Below are 21563 nucleotides of genomic sequence, written 5' to 3'. Positions count from 1 at the left end.
TCTTCGTATATCCGATCCATCAACTGGGCGAGACTATGATCGAAGTCAAGAAAGGCCTGGATCTCCCCATCACGGGGGTGCCGGTGCCGCGCATCGACGCGGCAAAGCCGGCACGTCACGTAGCTATCCTGGGCACTGACTATGTCGGCATGAAGCCGACCATGGAAGTGCAGGTTGGGGAAAAGGTCAAACTGGGCCAACTGCTTTTCACTGACAAGAAAATAGCGGGGGTTCGTTTTACGGCACCCGCAGCCGGTGAGATTGCTGCTATCAATCGTGGCGAAAAGCGCCGCCTGTTGTCGGTGGTGATCAAAGTCGATGAAGGGGAAGAGCAAGCCGTCTCTTTCACCGCACATTCGCGCAGCGCTCTGGAGCGTCTGGAGCGCCAGACGGTCGTGGACCAGCTGGTAGACTCCGGGCTGTGGACCGCGCTGCGCACGCGCCCGTATTCCCGCACGCCGGCACTCGACAGCCAGCCCGCCGATATTTTTGTTACCGCTGTGGATACCCAGCCGCTAAGCCCGGATCCTGCAACGATCATCAACGAAGCCCCCGAGGCGTTCGAAGACGGCTTGAAGGTGCTGGCCCGCCTGACCGAAGGCAAGGTGTATCTGTGCACCGGAAACGAGGCGTCGATTCCCGGCGGCGATGTGAACGGCGTAAGCGTCGAGACGTTTTCCGGGCCGCACCCGGCAGGCCTGGTAGGCACGCATATCCACTACCTGTCGCCGGTGGCGCTGCATCGGCAGGTCTGGCACATCGGCTATCAGGACGTGATTGCCGTGGGGCGGCTGTTTACCCAGGGCAAGCTTGACGTCAGCCGCATCATGGCCGTGACCGGGCCGCGGGCAGCGTCGCCCCGCCTGCTGCGCACGCGCATCGGTGCAAGCGTTGATGAGCTGCTCGCAGATGAAGTCGTCAAGCCTGACGACACGCGCGTGATTTCCGGCGCGGTGTTTTCCGGCTTTACCGCCGAAGGCAAGCTCAGCTATGCCGGGCGCTTTCATAATCAGTTCAGCCTGCTTGAAGAAGGCAACAAGCGCAGCTTCATGGGTTGGCTGTCGCCGGGGCGCAATCGCCACTCCGTGCTGGGCATTTATCTGTCCAAAATTACCGGTCTGAGCCACTACGCACCGACGACCACGACCAACGGGTCGGAGCGGGCGATGGTGCCGGTAGGGGCGTATGAAAAAATCATGCCGCTGGATATCATGCCGACGCAGCTGCTGCGCTCACTGATCGTGGGGGACATTGAGGTTGCCATGCAGCTGGGGTGTCTGGAGCTGGATGAAGAGGATCTGGCGCTTTGCACGTACGTTTGCCCGGGCAAGTACGAGTACGGCCCCATCCTGCGTGACAATCTCACCATGATCGAGAAAGAGGCCTGATGATGGGTATTCGACAAACGCTCGACAACATCGAGCCGCATTTTGAAAAAGGCGGCCGGTTTGAAAAGTTCTATCCGCTGTTTGAAGCGGTAGACACGGTTTTTTACACCCCGCCAAGCGTTACCAAGACCACCGCCCACGTGCGCGACGGTATCGATCTCAAGCGCATCATGATCACCGTTTGGCTGTGCACCTTCCCGGCCATGTTTTTTGGCATGTGGAACGCCGGCTGGCAGGCCAACACCGCCATTGAAGCCGGCTATGCGTCAATGGGCGGCTGGCGCGAGGGGCTGATGATGCTGCTGGCGTCGGGCCATAACCCCGACAGCCTGTGGGCCAACTTCGTGCTGGGTGCCACCTATTTCCTGCCGATCTATCTGGTGACCTTTGTGGTCGGCGGTTTTTGGGAAGTGCTGTTTGCCATCAAGCGCGGCCACGAAGTCAACGAAGGCTTTTTTGTAACCTCGGTGCTTTACGCGCTGATTTTGCCGGCCACGATTCCGCTGTGGCAGGTAGCCCTGGGCATTACCTTTGGCGTGGTGATCGGCAAGGAGGTGTTTGGCGGTACCGGCAAGAACTTCCTCAACCCGGCGCTGACCGGGCGTGCCTTTTTGTACTTTGCCTACCCCGCGCAGATCTCCGGTGACTCCATCTGGGTGGCGGCCGACGGCTACACCGGGGCTACCGCGCTGTCCATGGCGTTTCAAAACGGTATGGATCAGGTGGCTTCCACCTTCAGCTGGTGGGATGCGTTCTGGGGCTTTGTGCCCGGCTCGGTCGGAGAGGTGTCGACCTTTGCGATTCTGCTGGGGGCAATTGTGCTGCTGTGGACCAAGATTGCCTCCTGGCGCATCATGCTGGGCGTGCTGCTGGGCATGGTGGGTACCAGTACGCTGTTTAATCTGATCGGCTCTGATACCAACGCCATGTTTGCCATGCCCTGGTACTGGCACCTGGTAGTAGGCGGCTTTGCCTTCGGTACGGTGTTCATGGCGACCGACCCCGTGTCAGCTTCCATGACCAATCCGGGGCGTTTGCTGTTCGGCGTGCTTATCGGCTTTATGACCGTGCTGATCCGCGTGGTCAATCCGGCCTTCCCTGAAGGCATTATGCTGGCCATTCTGTTTGCCAACCTGTTCGCGCCGCTTATTGACCACTTCTTTGTCCAGGCCAATATCAAGCGTCGCGTCAAGCGCGTGGGCGTGCCGGCCGAGGAGACTGCCTGATGGGTAACAACTCGATCAAAAAAACGCTGATTGTGGCGTTTGCGCTGTGTATCGTCTGCTCTGTGATTGTATCCACAGCGGCGGTGGCGCTGCGCCCGCAGCAGCAGCTCAACCAGGAGTTGGACCGCAAGACCAACATCCTCAACGTCGCCAACCTCTATGAGCCGGGCATGGACGTAGAAGAGGTGTTCAGCGAGCGCATGGCGGCCCGCGTCGTTAATATGCGTACCGGTGAATATACCGACAAGTATGATCCGGATACCTTCAACCACTTCGAGGCGGCAAGCGATCCGGCGACCGGCCGTACCCTCTCCGGCCCCGAGGATATCGCCGGGCTTTCCCGGGTGGAGGAATACTCCACGGTATACCTGGTGGGCGATCCGAACGATCCCAGCCAGATTGTGCTGCCGATTCGCGGGCAGGGCCTGTGGGGGCTGATGCGCGGCTTCCTGTCGGTCAAGGGTGACGGCAATACCATTGTCAGCATCACCTATTACGAGCTCAGCGAAACCCCCGGACTGGGTGCCGAAGTCAACAACCCGCGCTGGCAGGCGCTGTGGGAAGGCAAGAAGATTTACGACGACAAGGGCGATCTGTCACCGGAAATCCATCTGGCCAAGGGCGGGGCATCCGGCAAGTACGAAGTGGATGCGCTGTCCGGTGCGACCCTGACCAGCAACGGCGTGACCAACATGCTGCAGTTCTGGCTCGGTGAAGGCGGCTTTGGTAACTATCTGGCCAGGTTCCGCAGCGATGTCAGCCCGGCGCAGGCACAAAGTGCCGATGTTGAACGCGAATCCGAAGGAGCCTAATCATGGCAGACGTTACTCCCAAAAGCGTCCTGACGACGCCGATCTTCCAGAACAACCCCATCGCCCTGCAGATTCTGGGCATCTGTTCGGCATTGGCGGTAACCACCAGCATGAGCGTGTCGCTGGTCATGACCCTGGCGGTCATTTTTGTTACCTCGTTGTCGAGCTTTTTCGTCTCGCTGATTCGCCATCACATCCCGTCGTCGATTCGTATCATCGTGCAGATGACCATCATCGCCTCGCTGGTCATCGTGGTGGATCAGATTCTCAAGGCCTACGCCTACGAGATGTCCAAGCAGCTTTCGGTGTTTGTGGGGCTGATCATCACCAACTGCATTGTTATGGGGCGCGCCGAAGGCTTTGCCATGTCCAACTCGCCGGGGCTTTCGTTTCTCGACGGCGTGGGCAACGGCCTGGGCTACGGCTTTGTGCTGATGGTCGTAGGCTTTGTCCGTGAGCTGCTCGGCTCGGGCAGCGTGTTCGGTTTTACCGTGCTGCAGACCGTGCAGGACGGCGGCTGGTATATCGGCAACGGCCTTTTGCTGCTGCCGCCGTCGGCGTTTTTCGTCATCGGCCTTCTGATCTGGGTGCTGCGCTCCATCAATCCCGAACAGGTGGAAGAAAACGAATTCCAGATGAAGAACAACACTCAGCCGAAGGAGGCCGTGTAGCATGGAACATTATCTGAGCCTTTTGACGAAAGCGATCTTCGTCGAGAACATGGCGCTGGCGTTCTTTTTGGGCATGTGTACCTTTCTTGCCGTGTCCAAAAAAGTCTCCTCGGCACTGGGGCTGGGCGTTGCGGTGATCGTGGTGCTTTCGGTGACTGTACCGGTCAACAACCTGGTCTATACCTATCTGCTGCAGGAAGGCGCGCTGACCTGGACCGGCATTCCCGGTGCAGAAAACATCGATCTGTCCTTCCTCGGGCTTCTGAGCTATATCGGCGTGATTGCCGCGCTTGTACAGATCATGGAGATGTTTCTGGACAAGTACGTACCGGCGCTTTACAACGCGCTGGGCGTGTTTCTGCCGCTGATTACCGTTAACTGCGCCATTCTGGGCGGCGTTTTGTTCATGGTTGAGCGTAGCTACAACTTCGGCGAGTCCGTGGTGTACGGCTTCGGTGCAGGCGTGGGCTGGGCGCTGGCGATTGCTGCACTGGCCGGCATTCGTGAAAAGCTGAAATACAGCGACGTTCCCGCGGGCCTGCAGGGGCTTGGCATCACCTTTCTTACGGTGGGTTTGATGTCGCTGGGCTTTATGTCCTTCTCCGGCATTCAGCTTTGATGCAGCGGTTCTCCGGCGATGCCCGGCATCGCCGGTCTCGGAATAACCCTCAGCAATAGGAAACCGACATGGTTGATACATCCATCATCTTGCTCGGTGTTGTCATGTTCACGGTCATCGTCATCAGTTTGACGGCGATCATCCTGGCAGCCCGCAGCAGACTCGTGAGCAGCGGTGACGTGACCATTGAGGTCAACGGCGATCCTGATAGCACGCTCACCACCCAGGCCGGCGGCAAGCTGCTCAACACCCTGGCGGCCAACGGCATTTTCCTGTCGTCCGCCTGCGGCGGCGGCGGTTCCTGCGCCCAGTGCAAGTGCCGGGTAGAAGAAGGGGGCGGCTCGATTCTGCCTACCGAAGAGTCCCACTTCACCATGCGTGAGAAAAAGCAGGGCTGGCGTCTTTCCTGCCAGGTGCCGGTGAAGCAGGACATGAAGATCGAGGTGCCTGAAGAAGTCTTCGGCGTGAAGAAGTGGGAATGCGAGGTGATCGAAAACCCCAACGTTGCCACTTTTATCAAGGAGCTGAACCTCAAACTGCCGGAAGGCGAAGAAGTGGATTTCCGTGCCGGCGGCTACGTGCAGCTGGTAGCGCCGCCTTACGATATCAAGTTCTCCGATTTTGATATCGACGAGGAATACCAGGGCGACTGGAAGAAGTTCAACCTCTTTGACGTCTCGCACAAAAACAACGAGGAGGTGATCCGCGCCTACTCCATGGCGAACTACCCGGAAGAGAAGGGCATTCTCAAATTCAATATCCGTATCGCCACGCCGCCGCCGGGAACCAGCCACCCGCCCGGCCTGATGTCGACCTACGTGTTCAGCCTGAAGCCCGGCGACAAGGTGACGGTCATGGGGCCGTTCGGCGAATTCTTTGCCAAGGACACCGACGCCGAAATGATCTTTATCGGCGGCGGCGCCGGCATGGCGCCCATGCGCAGCCACATCTTCGATCAGTTCAAGCGTTTGAATACCGACCGTAAAGTGAGCTTTTGGTACGGAGCGCGCTCCTGGCGCGAGACCTTCTATAACGAAGAGTACGACAAGCTGGCCGAAGAGCATGACAACTTCGAGTGGCACCTGGCGCTGTCTGACCCTCTTGACGAAGACAACTGGGACGGCCCCACCGGGTTTATTCACAACGTGCTCTACGAAAACTACCTCAAGGACCATCCGGCCCCTGAAGACTGTGAGTACTACATGTGCGGCCCCCCGATGATGAACGCCTCAGTGGTTAAGCTGCTGCTGGATCTCGGGGTTGAGCCGGAAAACATCATGCTGGACGACTTCGGCGGTTAACGTCGGCGCTATTCGGTGATGAGAAAGACGAGGGGCCGGCCATAGAGTCGGCCCTTTTTTATGCGATACAGGCAGGCTGCGCAACAGCGGGCCATCCCTTTGTGTTTGCCGCCGTTTATTACGATAATGGCGGCACAGGCAAAACGTTTTGGTACAGACTTCGAGCCGTATCGGCTCAATCAGACAAGCGGTCGGCAGTCACCGGGCAAGCCGCCGCATCGGGAGGTAGACAATGACGATCTGGCTATTGGCACTGGGCTTTATGCTGCTTTTGATGACCGCCATGGCCGTGGGCGTGCTGATGGGGCGCAAGCCCATCGCCGGCTCCTGCGGCGGGCTGAACCAGCTGGGGCTGAAGGAAGGCTGCGAGGTATGCGGCGGCAAGGACGATGTCTGCGAAGAAAAAAACCGCAAGCGCCAGGGCATCAGCGCCCGCCGGCAAAGCGATGAAGGCCGCGGCGCGGACCTGGGCTATAACATCGCCCGCTGATCGGCACCTGCCACACTAACGCCATGAAAAAAGCCTGCGCTCAGCGCGGGCTTTTTTTGCACGTCGCAGGCCTCGGCTCAGAAGCCGAGTGCGCTAGAGCGTCTCCAGAGCGGTGCGGGCTTTCTCCTGCCAAGTGCTGTCAAGCTCGGCGGCTTTTTCCAGCGCTTTGCGCGCCCGGTTCATGCGGCCCAGTTCGCGGTTTACCAGCCCCAAATTCAGCCACGCCACGCCCAGTGCGGCATCCGCTGCGGTGGCACGCTGGAAGGCCAAGGCCGATTTCTGCAGCGCCTGCTGCTCGTAGTAGGCGTTGCCCAAACCAAAATGCGCCATGGCATTGTGCGGCTGCGCCTGGGTCAGCGCCTGCCAGCTGGAAAGGGCGGCCCGGATGCCGTGCAGCGCTTGATAGTCGCTGATGGCCTGCACCGCGCGCCGGGGCGTAATACCCGAGGGGATACGCCCTGGTCTTGCCAGCACAAAACCCCAGCGCTGGCTGCGTGCCCAGGTTGCGTCAAAGCGACGGAATGAGACGCGGTGCCGGCGGGTCTCGCCGCTTCTCAGTATCAGGGACTCTTCGCCCAGGTCGTAGCCGATCACCACGGCGTAGTGCCACATGGGCCAAACCGGCAGCGACAGATTTTGCATGACCACCACCGGGTAGCCGTCGGCAACGTGTGCCAATAGAGCATCAAGCGTGGGGCGTACGGGATAGGCGATGCGCTCATGGCGGCGCGCCGTGGCCAGCATTTCCGGCTGTACGCTGCCGTCACGGCCGGGAATGAATACCTGGGGCACCAGGTTTTTAGCGGTGATGTGGGTGTCTCTTTTGCGGCCCCGGGCTTGAGGGGCTTTCCAGACAGCCGCTGAACGCGGCTTGGCTGCCGGTGCATAGTTGAGCGCCGTGGCCAGCGCCGCCGGGCCGCACTGGTATTTTTCCTGCGGGTAAAACGGCACGTTTGTAAGCTCTACACGTTTAGGAAGCTGATACGTTGCCGGCTGCAGAGCCGGGCCGGTAGCGCAGCCGCTGAGTAACACGGCAAGCAAGGCGCCACACAGTAAAACGCCCGCGCGGCGGGCGTTTTGCGGGCTTTTGCGGTGCGCGTCGCGCTTAGCGGGTAAAGGGAAAGACATCGGTCAGGCCCAAAATATCCGTGACGAGCAAGATCACAAATACCGCAAACAAAGCGCCAACCACGCCGGCCCCGGAGGGCATCGCGTCGAGGCGTTCGGCCATCTGTTTCGCCTCGGCGTCGCTCAGCGCGGCCACGCGGTTTTTAACCTGGTCGACGCTGACGCCCTGGGCCAGCAGCTGTTTTTGGACATCGGCCCGGGCCAGCACGTCATTGATACGCTGGCGGTCGCTGCTTGCGGTATCCGCCTGCAGAGCGCTTTGGGTGCTCACCAAACCGGCGGTTTGTGCAGCGCCAACAGGCAGGGCGCCAAGGCTAAGTACCGCGATCAGTAAAACGGCGACGTAACGACGAAAATATGGCATGGCGGTTCCCTCGGTAAATGGCGTGGTCTTGCGGTGCGTTGTATGGCATTGCATAGAATTGCATTGCATAGAGAAGATACCGCCGAACCGGGATAGCCGGTGCGGCGGTATCCGGGTTTTATCCTACCTCTGGAGTATAGAAAGAAGCATCGGCGCGGTTAACATCGGGCTGTGCAGTAAAATGCCAAGTTTGTATCTTCCGGTAACGTCGCCGGCACATTAATGAATCCGGTATGTCCAGGCCGTTTCAGCCAGCGGGCCGCGTCCGCCGGCAAGGGTGATGGCCAGATCGTGCAGGCCCTGCCACAGCGGCACCGGGGAGGCGCCCTTGACGGCCAGGTCAAGCCGCTGGGCCATGAGCAATAGCTTGTGCAGCCGGCGCATGGGAAGCCGCCGGATGGCTTGCTGATAGGCCGGGCGGCGGCGATCGAAAATCATCGGCTTTTGCGCCTTGCAGGCGTGCTCGAAGCTTTGGCCCTGTTCTAGATGCTGGTGCAGCGATAGAAGCGTGCGCATTTCTCGCCCCAGCGCCCAGAGTACGACGGGTGCTTCGGTGCCTTCGCTTTTCAGCCCGTAGACAATGCGCGAAGTACGGGCAATTTCCCCTTTCAGGCAGGCATCTGCCAGGTTGAAAACGTCAAAGCGCGTGCTGTCTTCCACCCCTTGGGCGATGCTTTCCAGATTCACTCGGGCATGAGGCGGCAGTATCAGCGCGAGCTTTTGCAGTGCCTGATCGGCGGCGAGCAGGTTGCCCTCGGTGCGCTCGCCGAGCAGGCGAGCGGCGTCAAGTTCCAGCTGCAGGCCGTGTCGCTGCGCCCGATCACGCAGCCAAAAGCCCAGCCGCGAGGCATCAATCGGCCATACCGGCACGAACAGCCCTTGCTTGTCCAGCGCCTTGAACCAGGCGCTTTTTTGCTGGCGGGCATCCAGTTTGCCGGTGCTAAGCAGCAGAATATCGTCGCCATGGGCCAGCCGTTCAGCGTATTCGGCAAGCGCCTTGGCGCCTTCCTGGCCCAGCTTGTGCCGCCCAAGACGCACTTCGATCAGCTTGCGGGTGGCAAACAGCGAGAGATTGCCCGCTACTTCAAAAAGCCTGCCCCAGGCAAAATTGGGCTCGATGTCCAGTACTTCGCGCTCTTCCACGCCGGCCTGGCGCGCGGCTGCACGCACCTCGTCACAGGCGTCACGGTGCTGCAGCGGCTCGTCGCCGGAGACGATGACTGCGCGGGGCAGGCGTTTAGCCAGCGCCCCGGGCAGCTGATCGGCAAAGACCTTCACTTGAGCGCCTCAAGGCTTGCCAGGCGTTCGCTAATGCGCCGGGCCAGCTGATCGGCCAGCTGCCGGCGGGCTTCATTGATCAGCACGTCGCGGTTGAGCAGGTCGTCATCGTTGACGCGCTGTCTGACCGACCGGCTGAGGGATTTACGATTCCACACGTAGGCCTGGTTGTCGCGCTGCTGTAGCGAGACGCGAACGCTTAGGGTGAATTCGTGTTCGCGGCTGCCGCGACCGTCGCCCCCCAGGCGGCGGCTACGCATATCCACGTTGCCAAGCGTTAGCCGCCAGGGGGCATTAGCGCTTGTGCCGCTGTCATAGCGTTCCAGCTGGCGCTGCAGGGCCTGGCCCAAATCGCTCTGGCTTTGCCCTTCAAGGGTAAAGAGCGGAAGCGTGGGCAGGCCATTGCGACCGCGCAGATGAAAGCCGCAGCCGCCCAGCAGAACAGCGGCCGAGGTGCCCAGCGTCGCGCCTATCAGCGCGCGGCGTGTGCGGTCGGTGACGCTCATCCGCTCACCACGATATTGACCAGCTTGCCGGGCACCACGATGACCTTGCGCACGGTCTTGCCGTCGATGTGGCGCTTGACGTTGTCATCATTCATGGCAAGCGCTTCCACAGCGGCCTTGTCGGCGTCTGCCGGGGCGTTGAGGCGGGCGCGCAGTTTGCCGTTGACCTGAACCACCAGCTCAATGCTGTCCCGGGTCAGCGCCTTTTCGTCAAGCGCCGGCCAGGCGGCGTCGATGGCCGGCCCATCGTGGCCCAGGTGCTGCCACAGGGCATGGCACAGGTGCGGGGTGATGGGGGCGAGCAGCAGCACGCAGGTTTCCACCGCCTCGCGGGCCACGGCCAGGTTGTCGGCGTCGGCGGCGTCAACTTCGTGGGTAAAGCGACCCAGCGTATTGGAAAGCTCCATTACCGCGGCAATGGCGGTGTTGAAGGTGGTGCGCCGGCCAATGTCGTCGCTGGCTTTTTTGATGGTCTCGTGGGTTTTGCGCCGCAGCGCTTTGTGAGCGTCGTTTAGCGCCACCTCGGCAAGCGCGGCCGGTGTGCCCGCAGCGACGTGCTCGTGGACCTGGCGCCACAGGCGTTTGATGAAACGGTGGGCGCCTTCCACGCCGGCGTCTGACCATTCCAGCGACTGCTCCGGCGGGGCGGCAAACATCATGAACAGGCGCACGGTATCGGCGCCGAACTCATCGATCATCGACTGAGGATCGACGCCGTTGTTTTTCGACTTGGACATCTTCTCAATGCCGCCGGCGGTGACCGGCTCGCCGTCGGCGAGCAGCACCGCACTGACCGCACGGCCCTTGTCGTCGCGCTGGACCTTGACGTCCGCCGGGTTGAACCACTGCTTGCCGCCGCCTGCGGTAGGGCGGTAGTAGGTTTCGGCGATGACCATGCCCTGGGTGAGCAGCTGCTGGAACGGCTCGTCGGAATCCACCATGCCAAAATCGCGCATCAGCTTGTGGAAAAAGCGCGCGTAGAGCAGATGCAAAATGGCGTGCTCGATGCCGCCAATGTAGAGATCCACCGGCAGCCAGTAGTTGGCGCGCTCGTCGAGCATGGCACTGGCGTTGTCGGCACAGCAGAAGCGTGCGTAGTACCAGGACGACTCCATGAAAGTGTCGAAGGTGTCGGTCTCGCGGGTCCAGCCGTCGCCAAGCTCCGAGAACTCGGGCATCTTCTTCAGCGGCGAGCCCGAGGCGTCCACGGTGACCTCCATGGGCAGCTTCACCGGCAGCTCGTCGTCGGTGAGCGGTACGGTCTGGCCTTCGGGGCCGTACTTCACCGGGATCGGCGCGCCCCAGTAGCGCTGGCGGGCGATGCCCCAGTCGCGCAGGCGGTAGTTGGTCTTGACCTCGCCGCGGCCCTGCTCGGCAAGGGCCTTGGCCACGGCGTCAAAGGCGGCCTCGAAGTCCAGCCCGTCGAACTCACCGGAGTTGATCAGCCGGCCGTGCTCGACGTAGGCGCCGTCGGTTAAGTCCGGCGTATTGCCGTCGGGGTCGGCGATCACCGGCGTAATCGGCAGCGCGTATTCGTGGGCAAACTCCCAGTCGCGCTGATCGTGGGCGGGCACCGCCATCACGGCACCGGTGCCGAACTCCATGAGCACGAAGTTGGCCGCATAGACCGGCACCTTCTTGCCGGTAAGCGGATGGATGGCGACGTGGCCGGTGGGCAGGCCCTTTTTCTCCTTGGTGGCCATTTCGGCTTCGGTGGTGCCGCCCTTGGCGCATTCCTCGCGAAAGGCGGCCAGCTCAGGGCGGCGTTCAGCGGCGCTTTTGGCCAGCGGGTGGTCCGCGGCCACGGCCACGTAGGTCACGCCGAAAAGCGTGTCCGGGCGGGTGGTGTAGACCGATAGCGGCGCGCACTCGCCGCCGTTTTCGTCGTTGATGGCAAAGGAAAGCTCGACCCCGCGGGACTTGCCGATCCAGTTGCGCTGCATGGTCTTGACCTGCTCGGGCCATTCGACCTTGTCCAGATCGGCCAATAGCTCGTCGGCGTAGTCGGTAATCTTCAAAAACCACAGCGGGATTTCGCGGCGCTCCACCGGCGCGCCGGAGCGCCAGCCGCAGCCGTCGATGACCTGCTCGTTGGCCAGCACCGTCTGATCCACCGGGTCCCAGTTTACCGTGGCCATCTTTTTGTAGACCATGCCGTTTTCAACAAGCCGGGTGAAAAACCACTGCTCCCAGCGGTAGTAGTCGCTGTCGCAGGTGGCAAACTCACGGTCCCAGTCGTAGGCAAAGCCCAGCGCCTTGAGCTGGCGGCGCATGTAGTCGATGTTGCCGTAGGTCCACCGGGCCGGCGGCACCTGGTTTTGAATCGCGGCGTTTTCCGCCGGCATGCCGAAGGCGTCCCAGCCCATGGGCTGGAGAACGTTTTTGCCTTGCATACGTTGAAACCGCGATACTACATCGCCGATGGTGTAGTTGCGCACGTGCCCCATGTGCAGCTTGCCGCTGGGGTAGGGAAACATCGACAGGCAGTAGAATTTTTCGCGGTTGGCGTCTTCCACGGCTTTGAAGCACTGGTGTTTGTCCCAGTACTGCTGGGCGTCGCGTTCAATCTCGCGGGGGCTGTATTGTGCGTCCATCGGTTTATTCAAGGCCTTGGGCTGCTCACCCGGCGTAGCCGGGCGAGCGTGAATGAGAAAAAGTTGAATGCTTGCGTTGTCTCGATTGTATCCTATGAAGGGGTAACCTTGAACGGGCAAGCAGGCAAAGCACACGCATCGGCATCGGTGCACGCCGGGCGTGCCCGTCGGGTCGAAGTTGAAACGGCAAAGGAGAAGATCATGGAAAAGCACAGCGAAAGCCGTCTGCGTGAAGGCTATGAGCGCTTGTTGGAACGGGTGAAAAGCGGCACTGAAGAGCTGACGTGGGATAATCTGCAAAAAGAGCTGGACGACGCCGTCGAATTTGAAAGCGAACTGGCCGAATACACCCGGGATGAGCTGGCGCTGCTGCGTGCCTGGGTCGAGCGCGACCTGCGCGATATGCGCGGCTATCTCAGCGCGACCGGCCGCCAGGTGGCCGAGTGGCTGGGCGTGGATCTGGAGCAGCTCTCCCGCCGGGTGAGCGAGTCGCTTTTGTCCATTGCCGATCGCAGCGTGGTCGAGCGCGAGCGTTTTGATGAGGATCTGGAAGCCGCCCGGGCCGACTACTGCGAAGGCGAAATGGCCGCGCCCGGTAAAATGGCCTGCACCCACTGCGACGCTGAAGTCGTGCTTGACCGGGTGCAGCTGCTGGAACCCTGCCACCAGTGCGGCGGGCGCTATTTCACCCGTCTGACCGCCACGCGCAAGGGCTGAAAACGCCCGGGCGGCCCGGCACCGCCGGGCCCGTCAGCCAAGCCCGAGCCGCAGCGCCAGCGCAGCAATGGCGGCGAGTGCCAGCGCGCCCGTCATCGCCGCGTAGCCCAAATTCTGGCGCATGATAAAAAAGCCGCTGACGCCGTAGCGCCCCTGCAGCGACAGGTTGATGCCGGAAAGCGGCCCCACCGCGGTGCCCACCGCCCAGCCCGCCAGGGCGACAAAGGCGAACAGCGTCTGAGCGCTGCCTTCAAGCGAGAGAATCGAGGCCAGCGTGGATACGCCGATAATCGGGTGCAGGCCGATCACCGCGCTGAGCACAATCGCTACAAGGCTGGCCATGGCCTGGGGCATGCCGAAGCGGGCAAACAGCGTCCAGTCGTCCGGGGTGGCCGCGTCGACCAGCGTAGAAAGCCCCAGAGTGAAAAGCCCGGCGGCCAGAAACAGCGAAATCTCCCCGCGCATGGCCGGCAGCCGGGTCATGGCGTGCTGACGGATGCGACGGGCGGTATAGCGCGCCCCGTAGGCCAGGTTGGCCACAAGCGCCACGCTCGGCAGCAAAAAGGTAATAATGCTGACAATGGAAAGCGCAGGCGTGAGCCAGAAGTGAAACAGCATTACCAGTACCGCCATGCCGAGCGGCATCAAAAGGCTTTGGGGGGCCAGCGAAAAGCCGTCGACGTCGTCGAGATCAAAGCGTCGTCTCAGCTCCACGACGGTGAAAAGCCCCGCGCACATGGCCAGCGGAAAGCCCGCCAGCGCCACGTAGCCGTACTGCATGCCGGGTACCAGCGCGATCACCACGCCCATGGAGGCGAAAAACGGCGACCACAGTGCCGCGCTGGAAAGCCCGCGGTTCAGCGCCAGCAGCTGGGGCGTGGACAGCGGCCTTTCCCGGGATAGACGATCGCCGACCATAAACACCGCCGACAGGTTTAAAATGGTGCCGAGAAAGTGCACCCCGGCCCAGCTTCTCAGCACGCCGCCGGTGCCGGTGACCCGCGCGCCGGGTGCGCCGCGGTTGCCCTGGGTGCCAACCAGGCCGATAAAGCTCACCCCCACCAGCATGGCGACAACAAAGGCGTTGCGCGTAAGCATCGCCGGCCAGTCAACTTCAGCGCCGTAGCCAAGGCGCGCGCCCAGCAGCATACTCACCCCCAGCGCAATCAGCGCGCCGGCCTGGCGGCGCGAGCGCGTGGGAATATCCCGCCACAAAAGGACCACGGCCAGCCACAGTGCGTAGCTCACCGCTACCGCGGTGCTGACTACGCCGCTGAACCCGGCAATCTGCAGCAGCAGCGCAAGTAGAATCAGCCCGCCGGCGATGCGCCGCCGAGGAGAGTATTCGTGCATGTCCGCCTTCCTGAAAATTTTTGGCAGGCTAACGGCAACGCCGTGGAAAAGCCAGCGCGCCGCCACCGCTATACCCGCATGGAGAGAGTCGATCATGATGTATGCCGAGCGCTTCCAGCGCCTGACAGCGCTTTTGGCTCACTGGCAGCCGCTCTGGGGCACGCCGCCGTTTACCCATCGCTGCCTGCCCTGGGCCGGCGCGTATCCGGAGTTGTACCAGGCGCTGCTGGCGCTGGACGACGCCTGCGTGGAGCGGCTGGAAAACGCCCCGCTGGCGGATGACGCGCTGGCGGCGTGGCTGCCGGTAACCGAGCTGCGCGCGCTTTCTCATCTGTCGGAGCATCCGGCCAGGGTCCCGGCGCTGCCCAATGCCTGGGGCGATCATGTCGGCGGGCGTAAATGGCGCCAGTTACAGGCGTTTGCGCGCTGCGTGCCCGCTAACGCGGGGCCACTGGTGGAATGGTGCGCCGGCAAAGGGCACCTGGCGCGCACGCTAAGCCGTATGCGCGGCTGCAAGGTCACAGGGCTTGAATGGCAGGCCATGCTTTGCGAGCAGGGGCAGCGCCTGGCGCAAAAGCAAGGGGTGGCGGTCACCCTGGCGCAGCAGGACGTGCTGGCGCCGAACGTTGGCGGCTGGCTGGACGGCGGCGGCCACGCCGTAGCGCTTCACGCCTGCGGCGACCTTCACGTCGCGCTTTTGCAGCAGGCCGCGTGCCGGGGTGTCTCCGTTACGCTGGCGCCGTGCTGCTATCAGCGCACGGCGGCCGAGCGCTATCGGCCGCTGTCGATGCTGGGCCGTCGGCTGATGGCGGATGCCGGGCTTGTGCTTGAGCGCGATGATCTGGCGCTTGCCGTGCAGGAAACCGTCACCGCGCCGCCGGCGGTCAGCCGCCAGCGCGAGCGCGCCGGCGCCCGGCGGCTGGGATTTGATCTGCTCCAGCGCGAGGTGCGCGGGGTGGATGCGTACCTGCCGGTACCCAGTTTGGCCTACGGCAAGATGCCGGCGGACTTCGCCGGCTTTGCCCGCTGGGCGGCCGCGCAGAAGGGCATTACGCTGCCGGCTGACGTTTTTGCCCGGCGAAACTGGGAGGCCGCCGGGCAGGCGCGGCTTGCCGAGGTTCAGCGGCTGGAGCTTGCCCGCCACGCTTTTCGCCGGCCGCTGGAGGTCTGGCTTTTGCTCGACCGGCTGATGTTTCTGCGCGAGGCGGGCTTTACGGCGAGCCTGGCGACGTTTTGCGACCGGGCGCTGACGCCGCGCAACGCGGTGCTGTGCGCGACGCCGGGCGGTCAGTCGGAAAGCGGCTGAGCAGAGGTCTCGTGCAGGCGTGACGCGTGGCGCCGGGCGTTGGGTTTCTCGTCGTCGACCACGGCCGCACCGACAATATCGCCGGTGACGTTGAGCGCGGTGCCGCCCATGCCGATCAGCGCATCCACCCCGGCAATCAGCGCCACCACTTCGAGCGGCAAACCGAACATGCTGAGCACGGCAGAAAGCGTCACCAGCCCCGCCGCCGGCACGCCGGCGGTGCCTACCGAGAGCAGCGTGCCGATCACCACGATCACCACAAAGCTGGAAAACGCCAGATCAAGACCGGTGATATTGGCGGCAAATACCAGAGAAACGCCCATGCGCAGCGCGCCGCCGTCGGAGTTGAAAATGGCCCCCAGAGGCAGAGTAAAGTTGGCGGTTTTTTCCGACACGCCGGCTTTTTTGGCCGCCTTGATGGCAACGGGCAAGGTAGCCAGGCTGCTGGAGGTAAAAAACGCCGTGGTAAACGCCTCACGGATATTTTTATAAAACGCCCCCACCGAGTGCCGAGACAGGCTGATAAAGCCGGTGTATACCACGCTCCACAGGATAATCAGCCCTAGATAAAACACCCCGGTAAAGTACAAAAGCGACTTCAGGGTCTCCCACCCCTGGCTGCCAAAGGTGGACGCGCTGATGGCAAAGATGCCGATGGGTGCATACAGCAGAATACCGTTTAACACGCGGTAGAACATTTCGTTTATCGCGGTGAAAAAGCGATTCAGCAGGGTGCCGTGTTCGCGCATGGCGTCGTCGGTGGAAAACAGCATGGTCGATATCGCCATGCCGATGATGATCGCCACGAACAGAATCGCCATCAGGTCGCCGGCGCTAAACGCCGCGAACATATTGCGCGGCACGATGCGCAGCAAAATGTCCGACATCGGCGGCACGTCGGGCTTGTCCACGCTGGTATCCGGCAGCGAAAGCCCTTCGCCGGGGCTGAAAAACAGCGCCAGCGACACGCCGATCAGCACCGCAAGGGCGGTGGTGGTCAAGTAATAGAGAAACAGCTTGCCGCCCATTTTGCCCAGCTGAGGCAGGTTCATCTGGCTGACGGCGAGCACCACGGTGAGAAAAATCACCGGAATGGCGATCAGGCTCAACAGATGGATCAAAAGCGTGCCCAGCGGTTTGACCAGGGTGGCCTGCTCGCGAAAAAGCAGTGCGGCGGCAATGCCCAGCAAAAAGCCCGTCGCCATTTTGAGCACCAGCGGGGTATCGCGGTAGGTTTTCCACAGAGAGGGCCTTGATAGCGTCATGGCGTGATGTCCTGGTCGGTAAACGTAGCTCGATAGTCGGCGCCGAGATCGCAAGCCTGCTCAAGCGCTTCGATCATGCAGCGCGCAGCGTTGGATAGCGTGCGGTCGTGGTGGACCAGATAGCCCAGCGGGCGATAAAGCGGCGGGGTGGCAACGTCGAGTTCTACCAGATCCTGGCTGATCATGCTTTCGGGCAGCATACTCCAGCCCAGCCCTACGCGGCACATCATTTTCAGGGTCTCCAAATAGTTGGTCGACATGCTCGCCGTCAGGCGCAGGCCTTCGCTTTCAAAACGCCGGCGCAGCAGCGTGCGGGTAAAGGTCAGCGGGCCGGGCAGTACGCTTGCATGCTGGCACAGCTCGCCAAGCGTCAGCGAAGCGGCGCGATGCAGCGGATGATCCGCCGCGCAGACAAAACACATGCGATCCACCCAGATCGGCACCACGTCCAGCCGCTCGTGGGGCTCGGGTGAAAGGGTGACCACGGCGATTTCCAGCCGGCCGTCCAGCACCCCCTGGTAGGCCTGTTCGGAGTCGAGAAACTCAAGCCCCAGCTGCACCTCGGGGTGGCGCTGGGTGTAGCGCCTGAGCAGCGGCGGCAGGCGGTGCAGGCCGATATGGTGGCTGGTGGCCATGCTCAGCCGGCCCCCCACCTTGCCTGACAGATTGGCCAGGGCTCGGCGGCTGTCGTCGACGGCCAGAAGAATATGCCGGGCGCGGGGCCGCAGAAGATGGCCCGCCTCGGTCAGGGCGATGCGCCGGTTGATGCGGTCAAACAGGCGCACCCCGACCTGCTCTTCCAGTACGGCAATACGCTTGCTGATGGCCGGCTGGGTCAGGTGCAGCTTGTCTGCTGCCCGCGAAAAGCTTTGGCAGTCGGCCACGGCAAGAAAGGCTTGCAGGCTTTGGGTATCCATAATGTATTCCTTTAGGGAATCCAAACCATAAATAACATGAATTGCATTTATTTATGCAGCAAGCAACACTGCCGTTATGGCCAAGGCAGCGGCGGTGATGGCTTTGTAAAGCGGGGCTTCGGCACGTTCTGGCCCTTTTACCGGCGCGAAGGCCACATCATCAGTTATACAAGCCTTTTATACAACACATAATAACGACGACGTTTATACGATACCGCTATGCATCGCGCAGCGTTACGCACACCACACAGAGCACACGCTGCGCGCGTCGGGTACGTCAAAATGCGTGAGACAGGGCAGCCGCCCGGGAGACCACATGGCAGCGCAAACGCTTTACGACAAACTCTGGGAGCAGCACCTGGTCAAGCAGCGCGACGACGGCACCGCGCTGATCTACATCGACCGCCACATGCTCCACGAAGTCACCTCGCCCCAGGCCTTTGAAGGCCTGCGCCTGGCCGGGCGCACGCCCTGGCGGCTGGATGCCAACCTCGCCACCGCCGACCATAACGTGCCCACCACGGTGGCCGAGCGCGCCGAGGGCAACAAGGGCATCAAGGATCCGATATCGCTGATCCAGGTCGAAACCCTGGACGAGAACTGCCGGGAATACGACATTGTCGAGTTCGGCATCAACGATCCGCGCCAGGGCATCGTCCACGTGGTCGGCCCCGAGCAGGGCGCGACGCTGCCCGGCATGACCGTGGTCTGCGGCGACTCGCACACCGCCACCCACGGCGCATTCGGCGCGCTGGCCCACGGCATCGGCACCTCCGAGGTCGAGCACGTGCTGGCTACCCAGTGCCTGCTGACGCAAAAGATGAAAAACATGCAGGTGCGCGTGGAAGGCGAGCTGGGCACGGGCGTGACCGCCAAGGACGTGGTGCTGGCGATTATCAGCCGCATCGGCACCGCCGGCGGCACCGGCCACGCCATCGAGTTTGCCGGCAGCGCCATTGAAAGCCTTTCCATGGAAGGGCGCATGACGGTTTGCAACATGGCCATCGAAGCCGGCGCCCGGGTGGGCATGATCGCGGTGGACGACACCACTGTCGACTACATCGGCAACCGCCCGTACTCGCCCACCGGCGAGGCCTGGGACGCCGCCGTGGCCGACTGGCGCCAGCTGGTCTCCGACCCCGACGCCGAGTTTGACAAGGTCGTAACGCTTGACGCCGCCGAGATCGAGCCCCAGGTGAGCTGGGGTACCAGCCCCGAGATGGTCACCGGCATTTCCGGCCAGGTGCCCGACCCCCAGGCCGCGCCGGATGAAACGGTCGCTGCCAGCTACACGCGCGCTTTGGAATACATGGGGCTTACGCCCAACCAGCAGATCACCGACATCAAGCTCGACAAGGTGTTTATCGGCTCGTGCACCAACTCGCGCATTGAAGACCTGCGCGAGGCCGCCGCGGTGGCCAAGGGCCAAAAAGTCGCCGATAGCGTTACGCTTGCCATGGTGGTGCCGGGCTCGGGGCTGGTGAAGCGCCAGGCCGAGGAAGAAGGCTTGGACAAGATCTTCATCGAGGCGGGCTTTGAATGGCGCGAGCCGGGCTGCTCGATGTGCCTTGCCATGAACGCCGACAAGCTCGGCGCCGGCGAGCACTGCGCGTCTACCTCCAACCGCAACTTCGAAGGGCGTCAGGGCTACGGCGGCCGAACGCATCTGGTCAGCCCGGCCATGGCCGCCGCCGCCGCGATTGCCGGCCACTTTGTTGATGTACGTCTTGTGGACGTGCGCCGCCTGCCCGCCAACGATGAACGCCACGCGCAAAAGGCCTGAACATGAAACAGTTTACCCGTTTTGAAGGCGTGGTCGCCCCGCTTGACCGCGCCAACGTCGATACCGATCTGATCATTCCCAAGCAGTTTTTGAAGTCGATCAAGCGCAGCGGCTTTGGCGTCAACCTGTTTGACGAGCTGCGCTATCTCGACGAAGGCCAGCCGGGCCAGGACTGCGCCAAGCGCCCGCTCAACCCGGACTTTGTGCTCAATCAGCCGCGCTATCAAAGCGCCGAGGTGCTGCTGGCCCGGCGCAACTTCGGCTGCGGCAGCTCCCGGGAGCACGCGCCCTGGGCGCTGGAGGACTTCGGCTTTCGCGCGATTATTGCCCCGAGCTTCGCCGATATCTTCTACAACAACGCATTCAAAAACGGCCTGCTGCTGATTGCGCTCGACGAAGACACCGTGGACCGGCTGTTCAAGGCCGTCGAGGCGAACGACGGCTACGCGCTGGACGTGGACCTGGAAAACCAGCAAATCACCACGCCCGACGGCGAAGCCATCGGCTTTGAGGTGGACGCGTTTCGCAAGCAGTGCCTGCTGGAAGGCCTCGACGACATCGGTATTACGCTGAAAGACGAAGACGCCATTCGCGAGTTCGAGGCCGGCCATCGCGCCCGCCGCCCCTGGCTGTTCCGCGATCACGCCTGATGGCCCACCCGGATACCCCACAAGGAGCGCTCAATGACACGCAAGGTACTGCTACTTCCCGGTGACGGCATCGGCCCGGAGATCACCGCCCAGGCCGCGCGCCTGCTGGACGCCTGCCGAAAGGCCGGGCTGGATATCGAGATTGAAGAAGCGCCGGTGGGTGGGGCGGCCTATGACGCCCACGGCGAGCCGCTGCCGGCGGCAACGCTTGAAAAAGCCAAAACCGCCGATGCGCTGCTGCTGGGGGCCGTGGGCGGCCCCAAGTGGGACGCGCTGGAAGACCGTGCCAAGCGTCCGGAGCAGGGGCTTTTGGGCCTGCGCAAGCATCTGGGGCTTTTTGGCAACCTGCGTCCGGCGCTTTTGTATCCGCAGCTGGCCGGCGCCTCAAGCCTCAAGCCCGATCTGGTCTCGGGGCTGGATATCATGATCGTGCGCGAGCTCACCGGCGGCATCTACTTCGGCCAGCCCCGGGGCATCGAAGAGCGGGGCGGCGAGCGCGTGGGCTACAACACCTACGTCTACAGCGAGTCGGAGATCGAGCGCATCGGCCGGGTGGCCTTCGAGATGGCGCAAAAGCGCGGCGGCAAGCTGTGCTCGGTGGACAAGGCCAACGTGCTGGAAGCGACCATGCTGTGGCGCGAGGTGATGGAGCGGCTGGCACCGGAGTACCCGGACGTCGCGCTTTCCCACATGTACGTGGACAACGCCGCCATGCAGCTGGTGCGCGCGCCCAAGCAGTTTGACGTGGTGGTCACCGGCAACATGTTCGGCGATATCCTGTCCGACGCCGCCGCCATGCTCACCGGCTCCATCGGCATGCTGCCCTCGGCCTCGCTGAACGCGTCCGGCCGGGGCATGTTTGAGCCCTGCCACGGCAGCGCGCCGGACATCGCCGGCAAAGACATGGCCAACCCCCTGGCGATGATGCTTTCGGTGGCCATGATGCTGCGCTATTCGCTTGACGAAAACGCGCTCGCCGAGCGTATCGAAAAGGCCGTGGGCCAGGTGCTGGACGACGGCCTGCGCACCGCCGATCTGGCCGACGACAGCAGCCAGGCCGTCGGCACCCGCGCCATGGGTGACGCCGTGCTTGAGGCTTTTATCCGTCAGACACCCTGAGCGTTGCCGGCTGGGCAGTTAAAAAACGCGCCGCGCAATCGTGTATAATGGCGTCACAATTTTTAACGGAGGACTT

At 62.4% G+C, this 21563-nt stretch carries 20 protein-coding genes; 12 read left to right on the top strand and 8 right to left on the bottom strand.

Annotated elements, in window-relative coordinates; translation table 11 throughout:
• The first annotated feature begins 35 nt into the window (after positions 1-35).
• From ACZ415_RS11765 to nqrM, 7 genes are all read left to right on the top strand, one after another.
• Entirely contained in the window at positions 36-1388 is a 1353-nt protein-coding gene (locus ACZ415_RS11765) for a Na(+)-translocating NADH-quinone reductase subunit A (protein WP_344704561.1), read from the top strand.
• Positions 1388-2614, top strand: coding sequence for an NADH:ubiquinone reductase (Na(+)-transporting) subunit B (locus tag ACZ415_RS11760; protein ID WP_344704563.1), 1227 nt, complete (start codon positions 1388-1390; stop codon positions 2612-2614). The genes ACZ415_RS11765 and ACZ415_RS11760 overlap by 1 nt, the downstream gene beginning before the upstream one ends.
• Positions 2614-3426, top strand: a complete 813-nt coding sequence (locus ACZ415_RS11755) for a Na(+)-translocating NADH-quinone reductase subunit C (RefSeq protein WP_344704565.1) — start codon at positions 2614-2616, stop codon at positions 3424-3426. Before ACZ415_RS11760 ends, ACZ415_RS11755 begins: the two co-directional genes overlap by 1 nt.
• Positions 3427-3428: 2 nt before the next feature.
• Positions 3429-4097 carry an NADH:ubiquinone reductase (Na(+)-transporting) subunit D gene (locus ACZ415_RS11750; RefSeq protein WP_344704567.1) on the top strand — a complete coding sequence of 223 codons (669 nt, stop codon included), beginning with the start codon at positions 3429-3431 and terminating at the stop codon, positions 4095-4097.
• 1 nt (position 4098) lies between these two features.
• Positions 4099-4716, top strand: a complete 618-nt coding sequence (gene nqrE, locus ACZ415_RS11745; RefSeq protein WP_344704569.1) for an NADH:ubiquinone reductase (Na(+)-transporting) subunit E — start codon at positions 4099-4101, stop codon at positions 4714-4716.
• Positions 4717-4784: 68 nt separating this feature from the next.
• A complete protein-coding gene (gene nqrF / locus ACZ415_RS11740; protein WP_344704571.1) occupies positions 4785-6017 on the top strand; it encodes an NADH:ubiquinone reductase (Na(+)-transporting) subunit F in 1233 nt (410 codons plus the stop codon).
• Between the two features lie 232 nt (positions 6018-6249).
• Entirely contained in the window at positions 6250-6507 is a 258-nt protein-coding gene (nqrM, locus tag ACZ415_RS11735; RefSeq protein ID WP_344704573.1) for a (Na+)-NQR maturation NqrM, read from the top strand.
• A gap of 93 nt (positions 6508-6600) precedes the next feature.
• On the opposite strand, the gene ACZ415_RS11730 is transcribed toward nqrM, so the two are convergent.
• From ACZ415_RS11730 to leuS, 5 genes are all read right to left on the bottom strand, one after another.
• Positions 6601-7458, bottom strand: coding sequence for a PA2778 family cysteine peptidase (locus tag ACZ415_RS11730; RefSeq protein ID WP_344704575.1), 858 nt, complete (start codon positions 7456-7458; stop codon positions 6601-6603).
• A gap of 154 nt (positions 7459-7612) precedes the next feature.
• Positions 7613-7999 (bottom strand): PA2779 family protein, encoded by a 387-nt coding sequence (locus tag ACZ415_RS11725; protein WP_344704577.1) that lies wholly within the window; start codon positions 7997-7999, stop codon positions 7613-7615.
• Positions 8000-8218: 219 nt separating this feature from the next.
• On the bottom strand, positions 8219-9277 hold the full coding sequence (gene holA, locus ACZ415_RS11720; RefSeq protein ID WP_344704579.1) for a DNA polymerase III subunit delta: 1059 nt from the start codon (positions 9275-9277) through the stop codon (positions 8219-8221).
• Positions 9274-9783 carry an LPS-assembly lipoprotein LptE gene (locus ACZ415_RS11715; protein ID WP_344704581.1) on the bottom strand — a complete coding sequence of 170 codons (510 nt, stop codon included), beginning with the start codon at positions 9781-9783 and terminating at the stop codon, positions 9274-9276. Before ACZ415_RS11715 ends, holA begins: the two co-directional genes overlap by 4 nt.
• Positions 9780-12377, bottom strand: a complete 2598-nt coding sequence (gene leuS, locus ACZ415_RS11710; protein ID WP_344704583.1) for a leucine--tRNA ligase — start codon at positions 12375-12377, stop codon at positions 9780-9782. Before leuS ends, ACZ415_RS11715 begins: the two co-directional genes overlap by 4 nt.
• Before the next feature lie 201 nt (positions 12378-12578).
• On the opposite strand from leuS, the gene ACZ415_RS11705 reads away from it, so the two are divergent.
• A complete protein-coding gene (locus tag ACZ415_RS11705) occupies positions 12579-13094 on the top strand; it encodes a zinc ribbon-containing protein (RefSeq protein ID WP_344704584.1) in 516 nt (171 codons plus the stop codon).
• A gap of 33 nt (positions 13095-13127) precedes the next feature.
• Here ACZ415_RS11705 and ACZ415_RS11700 read toward each other — a convergent pair whose 3' ends face one another.
• Positions 13128-14447, bottom strand: a complete 1320-nt coding sequence (locus ACZ415_RS11700) for a hypothetical protein (protein ID WP_344704585.1) — start codon at positions 14445-14447, stop codon at positions 13128-13130.
• 94 nt (positions 14448-14541) lie between these two features.
• Here ACZ415_RS11700 and ACZ415_RS11695 point away from each other — a divergent pair, with 94 nt between their 5' ends.
• The gene (locus ACZ415_RS11695) at positions 14542-15753 is read left to right on the top strand and encodes a methyltransferase (protein WP_344704587.1); all 1212 of its coding nucleotides are present in this window, start codon (positions 14542-14544) and stop codon (positions 15751-15753) included.
• Here the strand turns inward: ACZ415_RS11695 and ACZ415_RS11690 are convergent.
• Together ACZ415_RS11690 and ACZ415_RS11685 are read right to left on the bottom strand one after the other, a co-directional pair.
• Entirely contained in the window at positions 15735-17018 is a 1284-nt protein-coding gene (locus tag ACZ415_RS11690; protein ID WP_344704589.1) for a dicarboxylate/amino acid:cation symporter, read from the bottom strand. The genes ACZ415_RS11695 and ACZ415_RS11690 overlap by 19 nt on opposite strands.
• Entirely contained in the window at positions 17015-17935 is a 921-nt protein-coding gene (locus ACZ415_RS11685) for a LysR family transcriptional regulator (RefSeq protein ID WP_344704591.1), read from the bottom strand. The genes ACZ415_RS11690 and ACZ415_RS11685 overlap by 4 nt, the downstream gene beginning before the upstream one ends.
• A 316-nt stretch (positions 17936-18251) precedes the next feature.
• Here ACZ415_RS11685 and leuC point away from each other — a divergent pair, with 316 nt between their 5' ends.
• The 3 genes from leuC to leuB are packed head-to-tail and all read left to right on the top strand — an operon-like array spanning position 18252 to position 21487.
• Complete coding sequence (gene leuC / locus ACZ415_RS11680; RefSeq protein WP_344704593.1) at positions 18252-19718, top strand: 3-isopropylmalate dehydratase large subunit; 1467 nt, start codon at positions 18252-18254, stop codon at positions 19716-19718.
• A 2-nt stretch (positions 19719-19720) separates the two neighbouring features.
• On the top strand, positions 19721-20368 hold the full coding sequence (gene leuD / locus ACZ415_RS11675; RefSeq protein WP_344704595.1) for a 3-isopropylmalate dehydratase small subunit: 648 nt from the start codon (positions 19721-19723) through the stop codon (positions 20366-20368).
• 33 nt (positions 20369-20401) lie between these two features.
• The gene (gene leuB / locus ACZ415_RS11670; RefSeq protein ID WP_344704597.1) at positions 20402-21487 is read left to right on the top strand and encodes a 3-isopropylmalate dehydrogenase; all 1086 of its coding nucleotides are present in this window, start codon (positions 20402-20404) and stop codon (positions 21485-21487) included.
• Positions 21488-21563: the final 76 nt, after the last annotated feature.

The sequence above is a fragment of the Halomonas cibimaris genome, assembly GCF_055379665.1.
Note: the sequence above shows the minus strand (reverse complement) of the source record. Positions and strands in the feature narration are given on the sequence as shown.

Excerpts from the sequence above, each read along its gene's own strand:
- ACZ415_RS11765 (WP_344704561.1), top strand. The coding sequence starts at position 36 with ATGATCGAAGTCAAGAAAGGCCTGGATCTCCCCATCACGGGGGTGCCG.
- ACZ415_RS11760 (WP_344704563.1), top strand. The coding sequence starts at position 1,388 with ATGATGGGTATTCGACAAACGCTCGACAACATCGAGCCGCATTTTGAA.
- ACZ415_RS11755 (WP_344704565.1), top strand. The coding sequence starts at position 2,614 with ATGGGTAACAACTCGATCAAAAAAACGCTGATTGTGGCGTTTGCGCTG.
- ACZ415_RS11750 (WP_344704567.1), top strand. The coding sequence starts at position 3,429 with ATGGCAGACGTTACTCCCAAAAGCGTCCTGACGACGCCGATCTTCCAG.
- nqrE (WP_344704569.1), top strand. The coding sequence starts at position 4,099 with ATGGAACATTATCTGAGCCTTTTGACGAAAGCGATCTTCGTCGAGAAC.
- nqrF (WP_344704571.1), top strand. The coding sequence starts at position 4,785 with ATGGTTGATACATCCATCATCTTGCTCGGTGTTGTCATGTTCACGGTC.
- nqrM (WP_344704573.1), top strand. The coding sequence starts at position 6,250 with ATGACGATCTGGCTATTGGCACTGGGCTTTATGCTGCTTTTGATGACC.
- ACZ415_RS11725 (WP_344704577.1), bottom strand. The coding sequence starts at position 7,999 with ATGCCATATTTTCGTCGTTACGTCGCCGTTTTACTGATCGCGGTACTT.
- ACZ415_RS11715 (WP_344704581.1), bottom strand. The coding sequence starts at position 9,783 with ATGAGCGTCACCGACCGCACACGCCGCGCGCTGATAGGCGCGACGCTG.
- leuS (WP_344704583.1), bottom strand. The coding sequence starts at position 12,377 with ATGGACGCACAATACAGCCCCCGCGAGATTGAACGCGACGCCCAGCAG.
- ACZ415_RS11705 (WP_344704584.1), top strand. The coding sequence starts at position 12,579 with ATGGAAAAGCACAGCGAAAGCCGTCTGCGTGAAGGCTATGAGCGCTTG.
- ACZ415_RS11700 (WP_344704585.1), bottom strand. The coding sequence starts at position 14,447 with ATGCACGAATACTCTCCTCGGCGGCGCATCGCCGGCGGGCTGATTCTA.
- ACZ415_RS11695 (WP_344704587.1), top strand. The coding sequence starts at position 14,542 with ATGATGTATGCCGAGCGCTTCCAGCGCCTGACAGCGCTTTTGGCTCAC.
- ACZ415_RS11690 (WP_344704589.1), bottom strand. The coding sequence starts at position 17,018 with ATGACGCTATCAAGGCCCTCTCTGTGGAAAACCTACCGCGATACCCCG.
- ACZ415_RS11685 (WP_344704591.1), bottom strand. The coding sequence starts at position 17,935 with ATGGATACCCAAAGCCTGCAAGCCTTTCTTGCCGTGGCCGACTGCCAA.
- leuC (WP_344704593.1), top strand. The coding sequence starts at position 18,252 with ATGGCAGCGCAAACGCTTTACGACAAACTCTGGGAGCAGCACCTGGTC.
- leuD (WP_344704595.1), top strand. The coding sequence starts at position 19,721 with ATGAAACAGTTTACCCGTTTTGAAGGCGTGGTCGCCCCGCTTGACCGC.
- leuB (WP_344704597.1), top strand. The coding sequence starts at position 20,402 with ATGACACGCAAGGTACTGCTACTTCCCGGTGACGGCATCGGCCCGGAG.